We start from the raw sequence: 19,065 nt of genomic DNA on the forward strand, positions 1-19,065 counted from the left end.
TTAGAAAGGGGCAAAAAAAGTGATAAGAAAAAGAAAGAATCTCCTCCTCCTGACGTTTCTTGCTTTAATGGTGGTCGTAAGCGCTTGCGGTAGTAGTACAAGTAATAGCAGTAGCAAAAAAAATACAGCAACGAGTGAACCGACAGCTAGCACAAATGAGCCAGCAAAGGCTGCTCCCATCACGATGACTGTCCAATACCCGAAGTCGGATAATCTCGCAGGAATTGAGTTTACTGACAAAAAAGTGGCACGATTTCAAGAGCAATATCCTAACGTTACGGTGAAAAAAAATGATTGGCAATATTCGCCGAATGAAATTGGCATCAAAATGGCGGCTCATCAAGCCCCTTCCTTTATCCGAGTCCCAGCAACGGAAGGGAAAGTGTTATTGGAACATCAATGGCTGACGGATTTAACGCCGTTTATGGAAAAGTATGAGCATGCCAATGACTTCAACGAAAAATTAGTAAGTCCGTTTATGATCGATGGCAAAATGTACGCTATTCCGGCTAACGGTTATATCATGGCGGTTATGATCAACAAGAAATTATTCGATGAGAAGAATGTACCACTGCCAACGCCGGACTGGACTTGGGATGATTTCTATGCGGCGGCAAAAGCGACGGCCGATCCTGCTAAAGGAATTGCCGGGTTTGCCATGATGGCCAAAGGAAATGAGGGCGGGTGGAACTGGACGAATTTCTTGTACGGCGCGGGTGGAACCACACAAAATGCAACTGACGGTAAGGTGACTTCAGCCTTCAACTCTGAAGAGGGCGTGAAAGCGATGGAGTTCATGAAGAAATTAAGATGGGAGGGCGATGCGCTTCCACAAAACTGGGCTTTAAACTTTGGCGACGTATACAATTTGTTTAAGCAAGGCCGGGCAGCAATGGTGCTGGGCGATCGCATCGAAGACGCGATCAATAACGGCGGCATGAAGAAAGAAGACCTGATTATTCTGCCAATACCGTCGATGGAAAAGGGCGGCGATCATACCTGTGTGCTCGGCGGCAATTATGATGTAATTAATCCACAAGAAACGCCTGAGGTACAGCAAATGGCATTTAACTACGTAACGTTCGATTTGTTTAAAGATAGTGAGCTCGATGCAATGAAGCTGGTTCTAGAAGATAGGAAAGCCAAAGGTCAAGTATACCTGTACGGAGCACCAGCTTATTATAAAGCGGATTCGGAATATGGCAAGAAGTTCGAAGCACTTGTCAATCAATATCCGGATAACGTTTTTAGATACGATCCTGAAGTCAGCAAGTTAATGGTAGGCGTCCCGGAACCCTCGTATAATGGCCAGGAGTGTTATGCAGCATTAACCAACGTTCTACAAGAGGTATTTTCAAACAAAGATGCGGATGTGAAAGCACTACTCGATGCGGCTGCAAAGAAATTTGATCAGGAAGTGCTCTCTAAGGTCGTTGTTAAATAGCTGTCACGATTATAAATAGCCTCGCTACTCTTATTCGTATTCCTTTGTTCGCGAAGGCTGAAGAGAGGGGCGGGGCGTACAAGAAGAGGAGGGAGCTTCATGCTTAAGAGGATATCATTCACAGACCGGACGACGGGGCTGCCGATCCTCGCTATCGGCTGTGAAGGACGCGATACGGCGCATCATTATATGACGGCAATGACCTGGCTCTCGGACAGTCGGCACCTGATCGTGCACACGGATATCGATCCGGGGATCGTGCACGCAGATATCGGTCTGGAAACCTGGACGGGTAACGTTGTGCGTGTCAATTCGGAAACGGGCGACGCACAGGTGCTGGAAGAAGGCCTGACTTGGGGACGCGGTGTCGTTTCTTGCGATGATGTCTTGTATTTGTTCGATAAAAATGAGCTGTATGCTATTGATGCTTGGAGCGGCGAACGGCGAACGATTTGTCTGCTCGAGTCCAATTGCACTTTTCTGGGACCATTATCGATTACGAATGACGGCAAGATGTTAGGTGTTTATTGGCAGGAGCATCAGCAACTTACATCCTCTGAACCTGTATTACGAGAAACGAGCTGGGTGATCGGCACGGTGAATACCGAAAGCGGGGAAATTCGCGAGGCCGTTCGACCGAGCTTTGCAGACCCCTACCCCATAGCCAATCACGCCATGATCAATCCGGTGGATCCGGAGCTGCTGTTCTACTCTCACGAGGGCGCAACGGAACACATCCCAGATCGATTATGGACCGTAAATACGCGTACCGGAGTAACCCGTAATATCTTTTCGCAAAAAAAAGACGAGCACGGTCAGCATGTGGAATACGTGGGGCACGAAATCTGGGCGTTCGACGGCAGCGGATTATACTTCGTGAAGTATCCGCAAAGTCCGGATCGGCCGACAGGCGTACTATTCGTGGATAAGCAAGGGGAGCGGCGTGAATTCATCAATGGCGACTACAAGTATTGGCATGTTGGTATCAGTCCAGATGGCCGGTATGCGGTAGCGGATACACAAGAGCCGGGCATTTCCAAGATTGTGCTGATTGATACGGCTACGAAACAATCTAAACTGCTGTGTGAGCTGCCGTGCCGCGGGATTCATCCCGGACACCCGCATCCATCATTTAGTCCAGACAGTCGTAAGATCACATTTACATTCTCCGATGAGGAAGGCGTGCTCTGGGTTGGGATTATAGATATAAGAGATTGTAAATAGCCTGATAAAGGTGGCCGATACGTCATACCGATATCGATCAAAGCAGGGGGAATATGCCTACATGATTAAAGATCATGTAGGCATATTGGGGATAGTTCAGAACTAGTGGATGCTGAGAAAAACGCTTTTCAAACATAAAATGGTAAGCGGTTTCATTTTGAGATGATATATAAGGGAGTGTATGGATTTGGGAATAAAAAAGTGGATGATAAGCTTAATGTTAGTTCAACTTTTATGTACCTGGCCTATGAACGGACTCCTATCGAGTGGAAATACGATAGCATATGCAGCAGAAACTTCACAAAATATAACCATTGGTGGTTTTGAAAGCGATGAAGAGATTTGGTATTTTGGCCTCGGCACCGAGTTTCCCGGAGCCAAAGGCGAATATGTACGGGAGGCATCCGATTCTAAGTCAGGAGCCTATTCGGGCAAGCTGCACGGGGATTTCAGCTCCGGCGGAAAATATGTCTCACTAGGCAAAAAAATATCTCCTATGGATATACAAAAACTTGAATTTTGGGTCAAAACAGCCGATGCCACTGCGATTGTGTTACGGATGAAGGATGCGACCGGACAGGTGCATCAGCAGAAGATCGCTTTAACGTCAAACCCGAATTGGCAGAAGGTGGAGATCACCAAATTTAACGGTGGCACAAGTTATCTTCATTTTGGTGGGGCTAACGATGGGATATGGCATGGGTCGCTCAGGAATTCGCTTTTTTGCTTGAGAAGTCTGGTTTGAACAATAGCAAAGTAATCGGTGACGTGTGGTTTGATGATGTAACTGTGACGATTCCACAGCAGCAACCTTTATGGGAGGCTGAAATCGGTAATTTCGAGAATGCCTTTGATATATGGGTATTGGGTGGCTCCGGAACAGGAGTCAAGGGCGATTACGTTCGAGATACGACCGAGTTCAAGTCTGGAGCTTATTCTGGTAAATTAAGCGCGGATTTTAGCGCTGGTGGCAATAATGTCACGTTAGGTAGGAGCTTTTCTCCTGCTATGGATATGCAGAAGCTTGAATTTTGGGTTAAAACAGCCGATGCCTCTGTTATTCTGCTTCTGGTGAAGGATTCGACGGGACAGGTGCATCAGCAGAAACTCTTTTTGTCACCGACAAATGATTGGCAAAAGATCGAAGTTTTTCAATTTAACGCGGGCACAAGTTATCTGCATTACAATGGTGCAAACGATGGGATATGGCATGGCCCTGCTCAGGAGCTCGCCTTTATGGTAGAGAAATCCGGTTTGATCGGAGGCAAAACGAGTGGAGATATTTACTTCGACAATGTTGTGGCCACATCTTCTTGCCGGACTTGTCGATCCAGCAGTCTCAAATGGGTAATGTCTTCCTGGCAAACGAGTCTACAGCCTTCCCGCTTGTGACCAGAGGAGATGCCGTGAGCTGGAGCGTATATGATCATTTGGATCATAAAGTATTGGAAGGAAGGGATGGGTACAGAACGGGAAGCTCAATTTGACGATTCCTTTGCAGCAACTCGGCTATTATAAGCTAACGCTTGCTGCGGAGAAGGATGGTCAAACGATTAAAAGTGCGGAAGTTTCTTTTGCTCGCCTATCCGAAGATGACCCGACCATGACGGACAACTCTCCATTCGGGATATCGACCCACCTTGCAAGAACAAACACGGGATGGAGCCCTGAATTAAGTACGCTACTTCGGCGTGCTGGGGCTAAAAACTTTCGTGACGAAATCACTTGGGTAGATGTCGAAACCGAAAAAGGGCAATACCGGAAACCGACGAACCGCGATGCCTTTATGCGTAGTACACAGAAAGAAGGTCTAAAGCCACTCATCACGCTCGACTTTACGAATCCTTTCTACGATGAGGATAGCACCCCTTATACGGACGAGGGGCGGCAAGGGTTTGCTAATTACGGCAAGGGTTTGCTGGATTTGTACGGTAATCAGATGGAATGGGTGGAAGTATACAATGAGTTTAACGGAGGATTTGGAAGTAGAGGGAACGGCATCGCAGCCTCTCGTCCGGACTATTACTACAAGCTGCTGAAGAAAACCTATGAGACGGTAAAATCCGCAAGACCGGACGTCACGGTTGTCGGAATGGTAACGGATGCATCGGCGCTCAGTTGGATGGAGGAGGTTATGAAACTGGGCGGGCTCCAGTACATGGACGTCGTTTCCGTTCATCCGTACAACGTGACACCGGATGGCATGATTAAATACTTGCGCGATACGCAAAGCTTAATCCGGAAATATAATCATGGACAAGACAAACCTCTTTGGAGTACGGAAGTCGGCTGGCCAACTATACCAGGGGTGGACGAAAAACGCAAGCGGATTATTTGGTGCGTGCTCATGTACTATCGCTTGGAGCCGGTATCGAAAAAATATTCTGGTATGATTTGATGAATGATGGCCTCAAAGCGGACTATGGAGAGGATAATTTCGGCCTGATCCGACATCAGAATGATCCTAAAGGCCAACATACGCCGAAACCCGCATTTGCGGCATATGCTGCGATGACCAGGGAACTCACGGGTGCTCAGTTCGTAGAACAGGATTCATATGATGTGGGGATTTCCAGCTACCGATTTAATAAGGATGGTCAGGACTTGCGGGTGGTTTGGGCCAATACTCCCGTTCAGGCTGCGATTCGAACGGATCATCCGATACGAATCACCGATATGATGGGGAATAGTGAAACCTACACGCCGCTGAACGGCAAAGTGTATATGACACTAACCGGAGAGCCATTTTATTTGGAAAGTGACATTGACGGAATCGCTGTTGATTCCACGTTTACTCTTGCGACAGAAGAAGCGGTAGCCGAGGAACCCGTTAATCTGACCGTGGAAACGAATAATACAACAGCAGCAACTATCGATATTTCATTATCGATGGAAGGCTCTAAATATCCGTTGTACGCAGCATCCGGTCAGAAGACGTCTCTATCCATTTCAGTACCAGGATTAAGTCAGGCCGGTAAACGTTATATTACAGGGTATTTAATCGCGAACGGAAGCACTGTTGGCAGACTTGAACAAACCGTTCAGACTGCCCCACCTTACGAAGCCAAGTTGCTGCCAATAATCCTTGATACGAATAAGAAAAGTGAAGCACTGCGGGTTCAAATCCGCAACCAATCGAAGGTAGAAGGACTCACCATTAAGAAAGCAGATTGGAATTTCAATTCTCAAAAAGGCAGTCAGGAAGGAACCGTGGTCATCTCCCCTAACGCTGTGGAGACGATAGAGATCCCGCTTCAAGGCTTTGACTTTGGTGTCAGCTACCCGGCCCAGGTCACCGTATATTTTGAAGGAAAAGAGCCTTTTGTTTATGAAGGAAAGCTCGATTTCAATCCGATCAAACGCGGTACGGTTCAGGTGGATGGCGTAGTTGATTCCGAAATAGCAGTAACCCCCCCGATCGTCGAACTATCGAAGGGAACGGTTAAAATGAAGAACTATACCTGTCCGGCCCATTTGGACGGTAGCATATGGGCGAACTGGGATCAGGATAATTTCTATTTGACGGCGCAAATCAAGGATGATGTTCATTCCGCTTCAGCAAGCGGGGAAGAAATCTGGAAGAACGATAGCATCCAGTTTGCTATGATGGCTGGGATTCCCGGAGAGAATAGGGGCTATTATGAGCTGGGGATCTCCGATACTCCGCAGGGGCCGCAAATCTTTCGTTGGTTGTCAGCGGATTCCAGACCCAAGGGTCTTGTTGCGAATGGTTCCTTGCAAGTGAAAAGAGATGAAGTGCAGAAGCTTACCGTCTACGAGATGGCGCTTCCTTGGTCAGAGATCCCACAGGTCAAACCGGGTGTGAATGAAGCCCTAAGTATCTCCTTCCTTGTGAACGACAATGACGGGGCGGGGAGGAAAGGGTATATCGAATGGGGCTCTGGAATTGGGGAGGTCAAGGATTCTAAGAAATTCAGAACTGCTCAATGGATCCATGATTCAGCTTCTCCAATCATCACGATTCAAGGTGTTAAAGAAGGAGAAAGCTATGCAGATGAGGTCATTCCGGTTGTGAAGGCAGAAACGGAGGATGGTCAAGTGCTAGAACCTCGGATTCTGTTGGATGGGGAATCATGGACATTTAGTATACCAATCACCGCTAAAGGGGAGCACACCTTGGTCGTGCAAGCGGGTGATCCAGCAGGAATGATGACCGTGCAGAAATTGACGTTCAAGCTATACCATAGCACGATACTGGAAACGTCAGACGTTGAGGGAGGGGTCAATGACACTATTCTACTGCAGGCTAAGCTGCATGATAAGAACGGTCAAGCGATCTCCGGGAAAATGTATCCTTCTTCATAAACGATGACGAACCGATGGGAGCGGCAGTAACGGATACGAATGGGATTGCGGAGCTGAGCTACAAAATTCAATTCCAGAATGACTCGGATAAGGAGAAAACATATCCATTCAAAGTCTCGTATACTCAAAATGATAAGACATATTTCCTAAGTAGCGAGGCCAGTGGGAAGTTGACGGTAAAGTCGACGTCAAACCCTGATCCGGAAGGGGTCCGGGCAAACCTGTTCTCTTGGACAATCACGGACATGATACGGGAATTAAAGGTGGAACGTATTCGATCACGATGAATATGTGGTGGGGGCATAACGGTACAACATATAAGCTGTACGAAAATGACGTACTGATTGATACGCAAGTTCTTACAGATCATTCACCGAATGCGCAGACTACCGTCACGTCCATTTCGAAACGTAAAAATGGAACCTACCGCTACTATGCTGAGCTTACTAATGCATCAGGCACGACGAGAAGCGATGTTCATACGATAACCGTTACGGACGCAGCTCCGGCTATACCGGTTCTTTCTCATGATAACTGGGATGGTGATGGGAACTTTAAAGTCAGTATGAATATGTGGTGGGGCACAAACGGTACTACTTACCGTTTATACGAGAATGGGATTCTGATCGATACGCAAGTGCTTAATGATCGTACGCCAAATGCACAAACTACCACTACAGACATTTATGACAAGTCCGTCGGTACGTACGAATATCGATGCGAGCTTCTTAATGATGCCGGAGTGACATCTAGTGAGAAAATGATTGTTAAAGTAATGAAGTGATGTAATGTTATTTCTTATAGATAAATCATAGATTTGTGTCAATGTTTGACCTTTTTTGCATGAGATGTGCACTTTCTATACCTTTTGGCTTCTAGACTGGTCTGTCCTGAGTCAATAAGATAAGATGTAGATATCGTCCAAATTCAATACTAGAATAGGAGAATCGACATGACACAACTTAAACTTGAGATACAAAGCTCGAATGGTGCTGTTTTGGCGTCCGCTGCGGACCTTGGCCAGGCTCATCTGGTTTATGATAAAAGCTATGAACCTGGGGATCAAATAGTTCTGACAAGTGAAAAACAAAACGTATATCTGGTCATTCAACTCGAAGATGCGATGGATCCAGCATTCATATATTTAACAGGTCAAGATCTGCGCTTCATCATTCCTTTTGACGAGAAGAAGATCTCGTATTCCCCGAAGACATTTGTAGGTGATTTACATACACTTACCGCTCGCTTGGCTACGGAGGAAGAGATCAATTCTTATCGCAATTTAGCACTAAATGTATATGACCAACATGAGAATAGCACCAGCTATCCCCATGCGTATGCTAACGTGGAGACTCGCGGGGAATCCGTGTTTGCGGCACGGAATGCGATCAATGGCAACTATGTGAACTACTCGCATGGCAAATGGCCATTTGAATCCTGGGGGATTAATCAGAATCCTGATGCAGAGATGACTGTAGATTTTGGCCGTACTGTGGAAGTTGATAAGGTTGCCTTAACGATTCGTGCAGACTTCCCGCATGACAGTCATTGGGAGCGTGTTACATTAGCGTTCTCGGATGGAAGCCAGGAAACTTTGGATCTAGTAAAACTCATCTGAAGCAAACGTTCGAGCTTACGCCGCGCAAGGTGGAATGGGTTACACTGAAAGAGCTGATCAAGTCGGATGATCCGTCTCCATTCCCGGCACTGAGCCAAATCGAAGTGTATGGCCGCGAAGCGGCTAAGTAGATAGATATTATTATTTTCATAAAGTAGTCTAGCAATACAGGGCCGTTTCTATTAAGAATCGGCCCTGTATTTATGGGATCGAAGAGCGTTCGAGAAGGGAAGAGGAACCATGAATAGCGAGGAATCACCAAGAGTTGGCGTCGGTGCTGTAATTAAAGACGATCAGGATTGTATACTGCTCGTGCTTCGGAAGAAAGCACCTGAAGCGGGTTATTGGAGTCTGCCAGGGGCAAGGTCGAATACATGGAGACCATTGAAGATGCGGTTATCCGCGAGATAAGAGAGGAATTAGGTGTCGAAATCACGCTTGATGGGCTGCTCTGTGTCACGAATCACATTCTTCCGGCGGAGAACACACATTATGTAGCGCCAACCTTTCTGGCTCGAATTGCTTCCGGGATTGTAGAGAATCTAGAGCCTCATGCTCTGGGAGATGTGCAGTGGTTCCCAGTCAACAACATGCCTGATAAAATTACAATGACAACGGCGTATGCGCTTGAGCATCTATAGTATGTGAGAACCAGCGATATCTTACCTGGCAACGATCATAAATGCTTGTCATTTGCCGACTTTTCGCCGAATAAAATATTATAGACTTTATGTATGATCTGACCAAAGGGGTCTGAGGCTATGAATTTTTATGAACAACGGATTCTACCTGCATCAAGGCAGATGAAGGATCTGGAGAAGGCAGTGGCATCATCCTATGAATATCTTGTGCTGCTCGATGTTCATGTTGCCCAGTTGAAGCATGCCTGCAGTATGGTACAGCAAGCGAATAAGAAGCTGTTCCTGCACATCGACCTGATCCAGGGGCTGCAGAGCGATGCGCAAGCGACCGAATATCTGTGCCAGGAGTATCGGCCATATGGGATAATCTCTACGAAGTCCAGTGTCATTCATAAGGCGAAGCAAAAAGGCGTCATTGCCGTTCAGCGGATCTTCTTGATCGACAACAGTGCTCTAGAGAAGAGCTGTAAGCTACTTGAGAATACTCAGCCGGACATCATTGAGGTACTGCCTGGAGGTATGCCGAGCATTATTCGCAAGGTCAAGGAAAGAACGAGTCTTCCGATCCTAGCAGGAGGATTTATCTCCACGAGTGAAGATGTGAAGCTTGCTCTGCAAGCAGGTGCGGAAGCGGTGACCACTTCCAATAAACAATTATGGACAGACCTTGAAAAAAAAGGGATTGACACCGTTTACAATTTTAAATAAAATTTGAATCAAGTTAATAATGTTACGGAGACTTGGAGATCTACAATCAACGCACTGCCTTCTCTGCATAATGGAGACGGTGGTACATTTGATGTAGGTCTCTTTGTGTTCTTAACAGTCATAACTCATGGGAGGGGTTAATTATGTCGGCATTTTGGGGAGAGTTTATCGGGACCATGATACTGGTTGCACTAGGTGGTGGTGTATGTGCAGGAGTATCATTGAAGAGATCTTATGCGGCAAATTCAGGCTGGATCGTCATTACAATGGGATGGGGCTTAGCGGTAGCTATAGCGGCCTATTCCGTAGGTACGATAAGCGGAGCTCATCTAAACCCCGCCCTCACTTTAGGGCTTGCGCTTATCGGTAACTTCCCTTGGTCCGACGTCCCCATGTACATAGCTGCTCAGATGCTGGGCGCTATTGCTGGTGCAGTGATCGTGTATCTGCATTATTTGCCACATTGGAAGGTAACTGATGATCCTGGAGCGAAATTAAGTGTATTCTCAACAAGTCCTGCCGTGTATCACCCATTCTCCAATCTGATGAGTGAGATGATTGGAACATTCGTCTTAGTTCTTGGCATTCTCGCCATTGGAGCTAACAAGTTCACGGATGGACTCAATCCGCTCATCGTCGGCTTCTTGATTGTCAGCATCGGACTCTCGCTAGGCGGAGCGACGGGATATGCGATCAATCCGGCACGTGACCTGGGGCCGAGAATCGCCCATATGCTGCTTCCAATCCCCGGGAAAGGAAGCTCAAATTGGAGATACGCTTGGATTCCCGTCGTCGGACCATTGCTTGGTGGTTCGCTAGGAGCACTATTTTACAAAAATGTGTTCCTAGGCAATATGGATGCCGCCATTTGGATTGTGTTAGGAATAGCGGTCGTTATTCTTCTCCTTGCGCTGATCCTCTTCAGTAAAAAGGCAAATCGGAGTGTATCGATGTAAGCAGCAGGCTGTAAATAATATTTAATGGAGGAAATTCACATGGAAAAATATATCTTATCTCTTGATCAAGGGACAACAAGCTCTAGAGCTATTTTATTTGATAAAGCAGGTCAGATTGTGCACGTCTCTCAGAAGGAGTTCACTCAAATTTTCCCGGAGCCGGGGTGGGTGGAGCATAATGCCCAGGAAATCTGGGGATCGATTCTTGCCGTTATTGCTACCTGTCTGATTGAATCCGGTGTGAAGCCGCATCAAATTGCCGGGATCGGAATTACGAACCAGCGTGAGACAGCTGTCGTATGGGATAAGGCATCCGGGCGTCCGATCTACAATGCGATCGTATGGCAATCGAGACAGACGAAGTCTATCTGTGATGAACTGAAGGCAGGAGGCTACGAGGAATTAATCCGCTCTAAGACAGGACTACTGATCGATTCTTATTTCTCAGGTACGAAGGTCAAATGGATTCTAGACCATGTTCCCGGAGCTCGGGAAAGGGCGGAACAAGGTGAATTGCTATTCGGTACGATCGACACATGGCTGATCTGGAAGCTTAGCGGCGGCAAGGTGCATGTGACTGATTATAGCAACGCTTCGCGAACACTTATGTACAATATTTATGATTTGAAATGGGACGACGAACTGCTGGAGCTACTGTCAATTCCGAAGCAAATGCTTCCGGAAGTCCGCTCTTCCTCTGAGATTTATGGTACTACGGTCGATTATCATTTCTTCGGTGAAGAAATTCCAATTGCCGGCGTTGCTGGAGACCAGCAGGCAGCTCTGTTCGGGCAGGCTTGCTTCAAGGAAGGCATGGCGAAGAACACCTATGGCACAGGTTGCTTCATGTTGATGAATACCGGCGAACAGGCCGTTCATTCCTCACATGGCCTGCTCACCACGATCGCTTGGGGAATCGACGGCAAGGTGGAATATGCCCTGGAAGGAAGCGTCTTTGTTGCCGGCTTCGCCGTTCAATGGCTTCGTGACGGCCTCCGTATGATCAAGGAATCGAAGGATAGTGAGCAATATGCAAGTAGAGTGGAGTCCACGGACGGTGTGTATGTGGTGCCTGCCTTCGTTGGACTGGGAACACCATATTGGGACAGCGAGGTGAAGGGGGCTATATTTGGCCTAACTCGGGGCACCAGTAAAGAGCATTTCATCCGTGCCACCCTTGAATCGTTAGCATACCAGAGCAAGGATGTATTGAACGCCATGGAGGCCGATTCCTCGATTGGTCTTACGACACTGCGCGTGGATGGCGGGGCGGTTCAGAACAACTTCCTGATGCAGTTTCAGAGCGATATGCTTGGCGTGCCTGTGGAATGTCCACAAGTGTTCGAGACGACGGCTCTCGGCGCAGCTTACCTCGCTGGCCTGGCTGTTGGGTATTGGGAGAGCCGGGATGAGATTGAGGCGCAATGGAGTATTGGTCGCACCTTCACGCCGTCAATGTCGGAAGAGCGTCGAAATGAACTCTATGCAGGCTGGGGCAAAGCGATTGAGGCGACAAAAGTATTTAAATAATTACATGAATATGCTACAATTTTTAATAAGTTAATATTTAAATTCGGTTGGAGAATAGAGAAGCCGCAATTGCACTTGAGTCCGTGACTTTAGTGTTATTGCGGCTTTTTTGTACAATGACCTACTTCAATATCCGTCTATATGACGAGGGAGGTTAATAGGATGACAGTAGCATTTTCCGCGACGGGACGTAAAGCGATGACAGAAGCAATGGGACAGGAGCCACTTGATTTAATTGTAGTAGGCGGAGGAATTACAGGGGCGGGAATTGCCCTTGATGCAGTGACGCGAGGACTTAGTACTGCCGTGTTCGAAATGCAGGATTTTGCCGCAGGCACTTCTAGTCGTTCGACCAAACTGGTGCATGGCGGGCTTCGGTATTTGAAGCAATTCGATATTAAGACGGTGTCCGAGGTAGGTAAGGAGCGGGCCATCGTTTACGAGAACGGCCCGCATGTCACGACACCTGAATGGATGCTACTACCGCTTCATCGTGGCGGGACATTTGGTAAATTCAGCACAGGTATCGGGCTACGCGTCTATGACTTCCTGGCCGGGGTCAAGCATAGTGAACGGCGGCGAATGCTGTCGGAGCAAGAGACGAAGACCCGTGAACCGCTACTTAAGCGGGAAGGGCTTCTGGGCGGTGGTTATTATGTAGAATATCGTACGGATGACGCACGCCTGACGATTGAGGTAATGAAGGAAGCCGTCCATAATGGGGCGATGGCCATCAATTATATGAAGGTGGATTCCTTCATCTATGAGAATGACAGGATTGTTGGTGTGCGAGTCGTTGATCAATTGGATGGGGAGAGCTACGAGTATCGGGCAAAGAAAATCATTAACGCGGCAGGACCATGGGTCGATGAGCTTCGCATCAAGGACCATTCCAAGACTGGCAAGCATCTACAATTGTCGAAGGGCGTTCATCTTGTTATAGATCAATCTAAATTTCCGCTTAAGCAAGCGATCTACTTCGACACGCCAGACGGCCGGATGGTGTTCGCAATCCCGCGGGATGGCAAGACCTATGTAGGAACTACAGATACGTTCTACCGAGGTGACCCGATCCGGCCTGTTATGACAAAGGAGGATCGTGATTACATTATTGCCGCGATAGGATACATGTTCCCGACAGTCCAGCTTAGTGAGGAGGATATCGAATCCAGCTGGGCGGGCGTACGACCACTTATCTATGAGGAAGGTAAGAGCGCATCGGAAATTTCCCGCCGCGACGAGATCTGGCAATCTCCTTCGGGACTGATTACGATTGCGGGCGGCAAGCTAACAGGCTATCGTAAGATGGCCGAGATGATTGTTGATCTGGTTATGCAATTGCTGGGTCAGGAGGAAGGCCAGGTATTCGTTCCAACGATGACGAAGAAACTGCCTATCTCCGGCGGGCATGTTGGCGGCTCGACCGCCTTCTCGGACTTCGTTCAGACAAAGACGGAAGAGGGAGTACGCCGCGGCCTAGATGCTGCATGTGCTAAGTTCTGGGCGCGTCATTACGGCTCCAATGTAGACCGAATCTTCGAGCTGACAGACCGTCATCGTGGGGACTTAGAGGCAAGCAGATTGCCGATCGAAGTGCTTGTCCCGCTCGTCTATGCCATCGAGGAAGAAATGACGGTGAAGCCGATTGACTTCTTCATCCGCCGCACCGGATCGCTCTTCTTCAATATCCAGTGGGTGCGGGATTGGAAAGCGCCAGTGATTGAATTTATGGCTTCTGTCTTTGGCTGGACACCAGAACAGCGCGATCAATACACAGAGGAACTGGATACCGCCTTGTATCAGGCTGTTGTACCGCAGGTGGAGGCAGAATAGGGAGTAAATAGAATTTGAACTAAGAGGCCTGCTTCACCTACATCCAAGTAGGTGAAGCAGGCCTCTTGCTCAATCTCAACCCTCATGCATGAAGTGGTGAATTACAGGCAAAGTTAAATCTAACATGTAGCCTAGAATATACCAGTAAACAACGGGTAGCAGCTGAAGCTATAACTTACTGCGCCCATGCGTGAGACAGAAGGGGAGATTGAGAATTATGGATGACAACGATATTAAGAAGCTGCGATGGTATAACGTCGCGCTGATGGCATTTGTATCCGTCTGGGGCTTCGGAAATGTAGTCAACAACTATGCCAACCAAGGGCTAACCGTAATCACCTCATGGATTCTCATCATCGCTCTTTATTTTGTGCCGTACTCCTTGATGGTGGGACAATTAGGTTCGACATTCCGTCATGGCAAAGGCGGGGTAAGCAGTTGGATTAAAGAAACGATGGGCGGCAAGATTGCCTATTTAGCGGCATGGACCTATTGGGTCGTTCATGTTCCTTATTTGGCGCAGAAGCCTCAGGCGATATTGATCGCACTTGGATGGGCGGTGAAACAAAATGGTACGCTTGTCAAAGAACTGTCCACCCTTCTAGTTCAATCATTATGCCTTGTAATATTCTTGATCTTTCTATGGATGGCTTCTCGCGGGATTACCTCCTTGAAGCGAATCGGTACAATCGCAGGCATATCTATCTTTGTGATGTCCATTCTCTATATTGTACTTGCGATTACGGCTCCTGCGCTTCGTGGAATTGAGGTGGCAACGCCTAACATTACGCTCAGCACATTTATTCCAGACTTTAACTTTGCCTATTTTACGACGATATCGATGCTCGTATTTGCCGTAGGTGGTGCGGAGAAGATATCGCCGTACGTAAATAACACATACAATCCGTCAAAAGAATTCCCGCGCGGCATGATTGCACTAGCGATTATGGTTGCAATCTGTGCGCTGCTTGGCTCCTATGCCATGGGGCTCATGTTCAATTCCAATGAGATCCCTGCAGATTTGAAGATGAACGGGCAATATTATGCCTTTCAGATTCTGGGGAATATTATGGACTCGGCAACTGGATCATGATCATCTATGCGCTCGCCAACGTACTGGCACAAATATCTGCTCTAGCTTTCTCCATCGACGCGCCGCTCCGTGTGCTGCTGTCGGACTCCGATGCAACCTACGTACCTAAGTCACTGCTCAGAATCAATGAGCGCGGCACGCCGGTCAATGGCTATATTATGACCGCCATCCTGGTGGGCATCTTGATCATTGTGCCAGCGCTAGGCATTGGTAACATGAATACTCTGTTTAACTGGCTGCTCGATCTAAACTCGATCGTGATGCCACTTCGCTATCTATGGGTATTTGCTGCCTTTATGGCATTAATGCGTTTGTCACACAAGTTCGAATCGTCCTACCAATTTGTGAAGAATAATACGTTTGGCTTTAGCATTGGCCTATGGTGCTTCCTATTTACAGCCTTCGCCTGTGTAATGGGGATGTTTCCTAAGATAGAACCATTCACGGGCGAATGGTACTTTCAGTTAATCTTAAACATCGCGACTCCGTTCATCCTGTTAGGGCTTGGCCTGATCCTGCCCCTACTCGCAAGAATGAATCGCAAGGTATAACATAGATCAGAAGACGAATACTTCATAGACAACCATAACTACGGCAAGAAATTAAAAATACAGATCGTTATTCGCTCAAAACAGTGGGGAATTAACGAAAAATGGAATAGTCATAACAGAGGTTAACATCTAACGGACATAGCGGCCTCTTAATAGGATAATTTCGATCATTATCATGTCTAACGGACATAGCTGCATCTTAAATATTAAAAAGCCCCTTTTGATGTGGTTTATGGCGTTTAAGCGTCTGTGGTGACCGTTGAGATTTAAAAACGGCTACTTTTCACTTGTAAGCGTAGCTGATGTCCGTTAGAGAAGGCTTTTCTTGTTAGTCTGTAGAGACCGAGCCGTAAGGCTTCGGTCTCTTTCTTTTAGACGTACAATGATAGAATAAGGAAAAAACAGCAGGAGGTTCTCACGAACATGATTTATCAGCGTAAAAAGTTTCTGATCTGGCTTCTTTTAACAATAATTTGTATGGCATTTATTTTCTATAAATCTTCTCAGCCCTACTATGAGCAGGATCTCCGTCCCTCATTATCGGCTCATCTTCCCGATAAGCTGGTGCAAATTCTACCTGATGTGGACTTTTATTATGGGGATCAGCTTGTAACTTCGAAGCAGCCTTATGACTTTATCGAGTTCTTTATTCGCAAGGGTGCACATGTTAGTATCTTCGCTGTACTAACGTTACTGTCCATTCAAACCCTGCTTGCCCTGAAGTGGGGGCGTGCTTCAGCTATTGCAGGAGGAGCTACCATCACGCTGTTGTATGCAATGTCCGATGAGTGGCATCAGACATTTGTGGTGAATCGCACAGGTCAGGCTATTGATGTGGGGATTGATAGCATCGGAATTGTTTTAGTGGTGCTCTGCTATGTCATAGTGGGAGCCATCATTCATCACCGTCACAGAAGAAACCGGCCCTACACGCGTTTTTAGCATTAGGCGTTGTCTACTCAGTTCATCAGTCTCGCGACGGATGCAAGACCATCTCGTAGATTGATATATTTTCCAATTGATATCGATTATAATTGTATCTAATCCAGAGCAAGAACTTAATCTTATCGACCTGCGGATAATAGATGGAGAACTGAGGAGGAAGCGTGGTATATGATTTCATTTCCTAAGCCAGAAGTGGAGCAGTTTTTTCAAACTTATATCATTCGTCAATTTGGTGTAAGCAAAGATGAGTCCAGACTTGTATTCAGCAGCACGATGAATGGCAAATTTAATTTGTGGGCGATGGATTTGGAGGGTGAGACCGCTTATCCATACCCGTTGACTTACAATGATCAGGCTTGTGGCTTTATTAAGCTTGATCCGGAGGGACGTCATATATTAACCTCTTTCGATCGTGATGGGAACGAGAACTATCAATTCCATGCGCTACGCTGGAATGGTGGTGAGCCGGTAGCACTGTTCGAAGCGGCACCAGAGGATAAGCACTTTTTTATACACATATCTGAAGATGGTAAGCGTGTATATTACTGCACCACTAAAGACAACCCAATGTTTATGAATGCACGAGTATTGAATCTGGAGACGATGGATGATCATCTCCTTCTTGAAGGCAAGGACGCAGCTACCGAGCTTGCAGCCGTAAGTCCAGACGAGAAATCCTACGTCTATACCAAGATATATTCGAATACTCATGCGCTTAGCTATGTGCATCAAGAGGGTGTAGAGGATCGTTGCTTGACTCCGAATGAGGAAGTTACTCATATTGCAGGGGATGTACATTATATTGAGGATCATGTATTACTGTTCGCAACGAACTATGAATCAGAATATACGTATATCGCACAGTACGATATAACCAATGGTAGCTTCCAGCCTGTGTGTCAAATCGAGCATGAAAGTGTTAAGAATCTGAGCTGGCATAAGGATTCTCGCACTCTGTACATTTTGACAGAGTTGGGTGTTGAAGATAGGATGTATACTTATTCAATAGATAGCGGTGAATTAACGCAAATTCCGCTGCCCACGGATATTGTGGATCAGCTTATCGTTGCTCGTTCACGGCAAGTGTATTTGCTAGGTCGGGGGCAGCGCAGCCACATAACATCTACCGGTACAAAGATGGTACGTGGACGATGATGACGAAGAATGTGATGGTGGGCTTGTCCGTAGACGACCTTTGCTCACCTGAGGTGATTACGTATGCATCTTTTGACGATATGGAGATTGAAGCGCTGCTGTACCGTGCGAACGAAGCAGTAGCGAATGGCTACACGGTTTTCTGGCCGCATGGCGGTCCGCAAGCAGCGGAGCGTAAGCAGTTCCGGCGATGTTCCAATATATCATTGCTCAGGGATATAACATTTTCTGTCCTAACTTCCGCGGCAGTTCGGGCTATGGGAGCACTTTTGAAAAGCTTGTGGAGCAGGATTGGGGCGAAGGACCGCGCAAGGATTGTCTAGCGGGAATGGAATGGCTATTTGAGCAGGGCATTTCAAGTCGTGAGAAGCTATTCGTTATGGGAGGTAGCTACGGCGGTTATATGACACTGTTGCTTGCGGGACGCAATCCAGAGTACTTCCGCGCAGCTATCGATATCGTAGGCGTGAGCAATCTGTTCACCTTCTACAACTCTGTGCCTGAGCATTGGAAATCAATGATGGAGCTTTGGATCGGCAATCCGGAACGTGACCGCGAGCGCTTCATTAAAGATTCGCCAATTACGTACCTCGATACGATGGTGAATCCTATGCTCATCATTCAGGGGGCCAATGACCCTCGAGTGGTGAAAGAAGAATCCGATCAGATCGTTGAAGCACTTCGTGCCAAAGGGCGTGATATCGAATACATTGTGTTCGACGACGAGGGCCACGGGATCACGAAGAAGGCGAACGAGAAGATTGCTTATCGACGTATGGTGGAGTTCCTTGAGCGTTGTAAGTAAGTTGTGTTGTGAATAAGCAAATAAGTGAAAAAGTGCATAATTGTATCTGTAGGAGAGTACTAATGAATAATTAGTCCCTCGATATTGGAGTTGCAATCATACTTAACTTGAGCTTGATAAAGCGCGCAAAAAGCCGCTCTTGCTGCTGTTCGGAGGAACAGGGCGGGGCGGCTATTTCACCCCGCATATGGTATATCATCACGGTATTTGAAAGCGATTACAATTGTGAACGGAGA

Annotated in this window: 16 protein-coding genes and 2 pseudogenes; all 18 read left to right on the forward strand. The window is 47.1% G+C overall.

Annotated features, from left to right (window positions below):
* Nucleotides 1-67: 67 nt before the first annotated feature.
* A complete protein-coding gene (locus RE628_RS06905; protein ID WP_309158072.1) occupies nt 68-1,444 on the forward strand; it encodes an ABC transporter substrate-binding protein in 1,377 nt (458 codons plus the stop codon).
* 99 nt (nt 1,445-1,543) lie between these two features.
* The gene (locus RE628_RS06910; protein WP_309158073.1) at nt 1,544-2,668 is read left to right on the forward strand and encodes a TolB family protein; all 1,125 of its coding nucleotides are present in this window, start codon (nt 1,544-1,546) and stop codon (nt 2,666-2,668) included.
* Between the two features lie 217 nt (nt 2,669-2,885).
* Nucleotides 2,886-3,413 (forward strand): hypothetical protein, encoded by a 528-nt coding sequence (locus RE628_RS06915; RefSeq protein ID WP_309158074.1) that lies wholly within the window; start codon nt 2,886-2,888, stop codon nt 3,411-3,413.
* A complete protein-coding gene (locus tag RE628_RS06920; protein ID WP_309158075.1) occupies nt 3,362-4,060 on the forward strand; it encodes a hypothetical protein in 699 nt (232 codons plus the stop codon). The genes RE628_RS06915 and RE628_RS06920 overlap by 52 nt, the downstream gene beginning before the upstream one ends.
* A 91-nt stretch (nt 4,061-4,151) precedes the next feature.
* Nucleotides 4,152-5,066, forward strand: coding sequence for a glycosyl hydrolase (locus tag RE628_RS06925; RefSeq protein WP_309158076.1), 915 nt, complete (start codon nt 4,152-4,154; stop codon nt 5,064-5,066).
* A complete protein-coding gene (locus RE628_RS06930) occupies nt 5,006-6,994 on the forward strand; it encodes a sugar-binding protein (protein ID WP_309159395.1) in 1,989 nt (662 codons plus the stop codon). Before RE628_RS06925 ends, RE628_RS06930 begins: the two co-directional genes overlap by 61 nt.
* Before the next feature lie 14 nt (nt 6,995-7,008).
* Nucleotides 7,009-7,281: a hypothetical protein gene (locus RE628_RS06935; protein ID WP_309158077.1), complete on the forward strand. Its 273-nt coding sequence runs from the start codon at nt 7,009-7,011 to the stop codon at nt 7,279-7,281.
* Nucleotides 7,224-7,778, forward strand: coding sequence for a chitinase N-terminal domain-containing protein (locus RE628_RS06940; protein WP_309158078.1), 555 nt, complete (start codon nt 7,224-7,226; stop codon nt 7,776-7,778). The genes RE628_RS06935 and RE628_RS06940 overlap by 58 nt, the downstream gene beginning before the upstream one ends.
* Before the next feature lie 168 nt (nt 7,779-7,946).
* Complete coding sequence (locus RE628_RS06945) at nt 7,947-8,612, forward strand: carbohydrate-binding protein (protein WP_309158080.1); 666 nt, start codon at nt 7,947-7,949, stop codon at nt 8,610-8,612.
* Nucleotides 8,613-8,852: 240 nt separating this feature from the next.
* A complete protein-coding gene (locus tag RE628_RS06950) occupies nt 8,853-9,023 on the forward strand; it encodes an NUDIX hydrolase (RefSeq protein WP_309158081.1) in 171 nt (56 codons plus the stop codon).
* Nucleotides 8,987-9,253 (forward strand): NUDIX domain-containing protein, encoded by a 267-nt coding sequence (locus RE628_RS06955; protein WP_309158082.1) that lies wholly within the window; start codon nt 8,987-8,989, stop codon nt 9,251-9,253. Before RE628_RS06950 ends, RE628_RS06955 begins: the two co-directional genes overlap by 37 nt.
* 120 nt (nt 9,254-9,373) lie before the next feature.
* Entirely contained in the window at nt 9,374-9,961 is a 588-nt protein-coding gene (locus tag RE628_RS06960; RefSeq protein ID WP_309158083.1) for a glycerol-3-phosphate responsive antiterminator, read from the forward strand.
* Between the two features lie 143 nt (nt 9,962-10,104).
* Nucleotides 10,105-10,917, forward strand: a complete 813-nt coding sequence (locus tag RE628_RS06965; protein ID WP_309158084.1) for an MIP/aquaporin family protein — start codon at nt 10,105-10,107, stop codon at nt 10,915-10,917.
* 39 nt (nt 10,918-10,956) lie between these two features.
* Nucleotides 10,957-12,447, forward strand: coding sequence for a glycerol kinase GlpK (glpK, locus tag RE628_RS06970; protein ID WP_309158085.1), 1,491 nt, complete (start codon nt 10,957-10,959; stop codon nt 12,445-12,447).
* 162 nt (nt 12,448-12,609) lie between these two features.
* Nucleotides 12,610-14,280, forward strand: coding sequence for a glycerol-3-phosphate dehydrogenase/oxidase (locus tag RE628_RS06975; RefSeq protein ID WP_375143049.1), 1,671 nt, complete (start codon nt 12,610-12,612; stop codon nt 14,278-14,280).
* A gap of 217 nt (nt 14,281-14,497) precedes the next feature.
* Nucleotides 14,498-15,924 (forward strand): annotated as a pseudogene (locus tag RE628_RS29510) (amino acid permease).
* A 423-nt stretch (nt 15,925-16,347) separates the two neighbouring features.
* Complete coding sequence (locus tag RE628_RS06990) at nt 16,348-16,866, forward strand: VanZ family protein (protein ID WP_309158089.1); 519 nt, start codon at nt 16,348-16,350, stop codon at nt 16,864-16,866.
* 171 nt (nt 16,867-17,037) lie between these two features.
* A pseudogene (locus tag RE628_RS06995) lies at nt 17,038-18,829 on the forward strand (S9 family peptidase).
* Nucleotides 18,830-19,065: the final 236 nt, after the last annotated feature.

This window comes from Paenibacillus sp. D2_2 (assembly GCF_031199965.1).
In the GTDB taxonomy this organism is placed as follows: Bacteria; Bacillota; Bacilli; order Paenibacillales; family Paenibacillaceae; genus Fontibacillus.

Excerpts from the sequence above, each read along its gene's own strand:
- RE628_RS06905 (WP_309158072.1), top strand. The coding sequence starts at position 68 with ATGGTGGTCGTAAGCGCTTGCGGTAGTAGTACAAGTAATAGCAGTAGC.
- RE628_RS06910 (WP_309158073.1), top strand. The coding sequence starts at position 1,544 with ATGCTTAAGAGGATATCATTCACAGACCGGACGACGGGGCTGCCGATC.
- RE628_RS06915 (WP_309158074.1), top strand. The coding sequence starts at position 2,886 with ATGTTAGTTCAACTTTTATGTACCTGGCCTATGAACGGACTCCTATCG.
- RE628_RS06920 (WP_309158075.1), top strand. The coding sequence starts at position 3,362 with ATGGCATGGGTCGCTCAGGAATTCGCTTTTTTGCTTGAGAAGTCTGGT.
- RE628_RS06935 (WP_309158077.1), top strand. The coding sequence starts at position 7,009 with ATGGGAGCGGCAGTAACGGATACGAATGGGATTGCGGAGCTGAGCTAC.
- RE628_RS06945 (WP_309158080.1), top strand. The coding sequence starts at position 7,947 with ATGACACAACTTAAACTTGAGATACAAAGCTCGAATGGTGCTGTTTTG.
- RE628_RS06950 (WP_309158081.1), top strand. The coding sequence starts at position 8,853 with ATGAATAGCGAGGAATCACCAAGAGTTGGCGTCGGTGCTGTAATTAAA.
- RE628_RS06955 (WP_309158082.1), top strand. The coding sequence starts at position 8,987 with ATGGAGACCATTGAAGATGCGGTTATCCGCGAGATAAGAGAGGAATTA.
- RE628_RS06960 (WP_309158083.1), top strand. The coding sequence starts at position 9,374 with ATGAATTTTTATGAACAACGGATTCTACCTGCATCAAGGCAGATGAAG.
- RE628_RS06965 (WP_309158084.1), top strand. The coding sequence starts at position 10,105 with ATGTCGGCATTTTGGGGAGAGTTTATCGGGACCATGATACTGGTTGCA.
- glpK (WP_309158085.1), top strand. The coding sequence starts at position 10,957 with ATGGAAAAATATATCTTATCTCTTGATCAAGGGACAACAAGCTCTAGA.
- RE628_RS06975 (WP_375143049.1), top strand. The coding sequence starts at position 12,610 with ATGACAGTAGCATTTTCCGCGACGGGACGTAAAGCGATGACAGAAGCA.
- RE628_RS06990 (WP_309158089.1), top strand. The coding sequence starts at position 16,348 with ATGATTTATCAGCGTAAAAAGTTTCTGATCTGGCTTCTTTTAACAATA.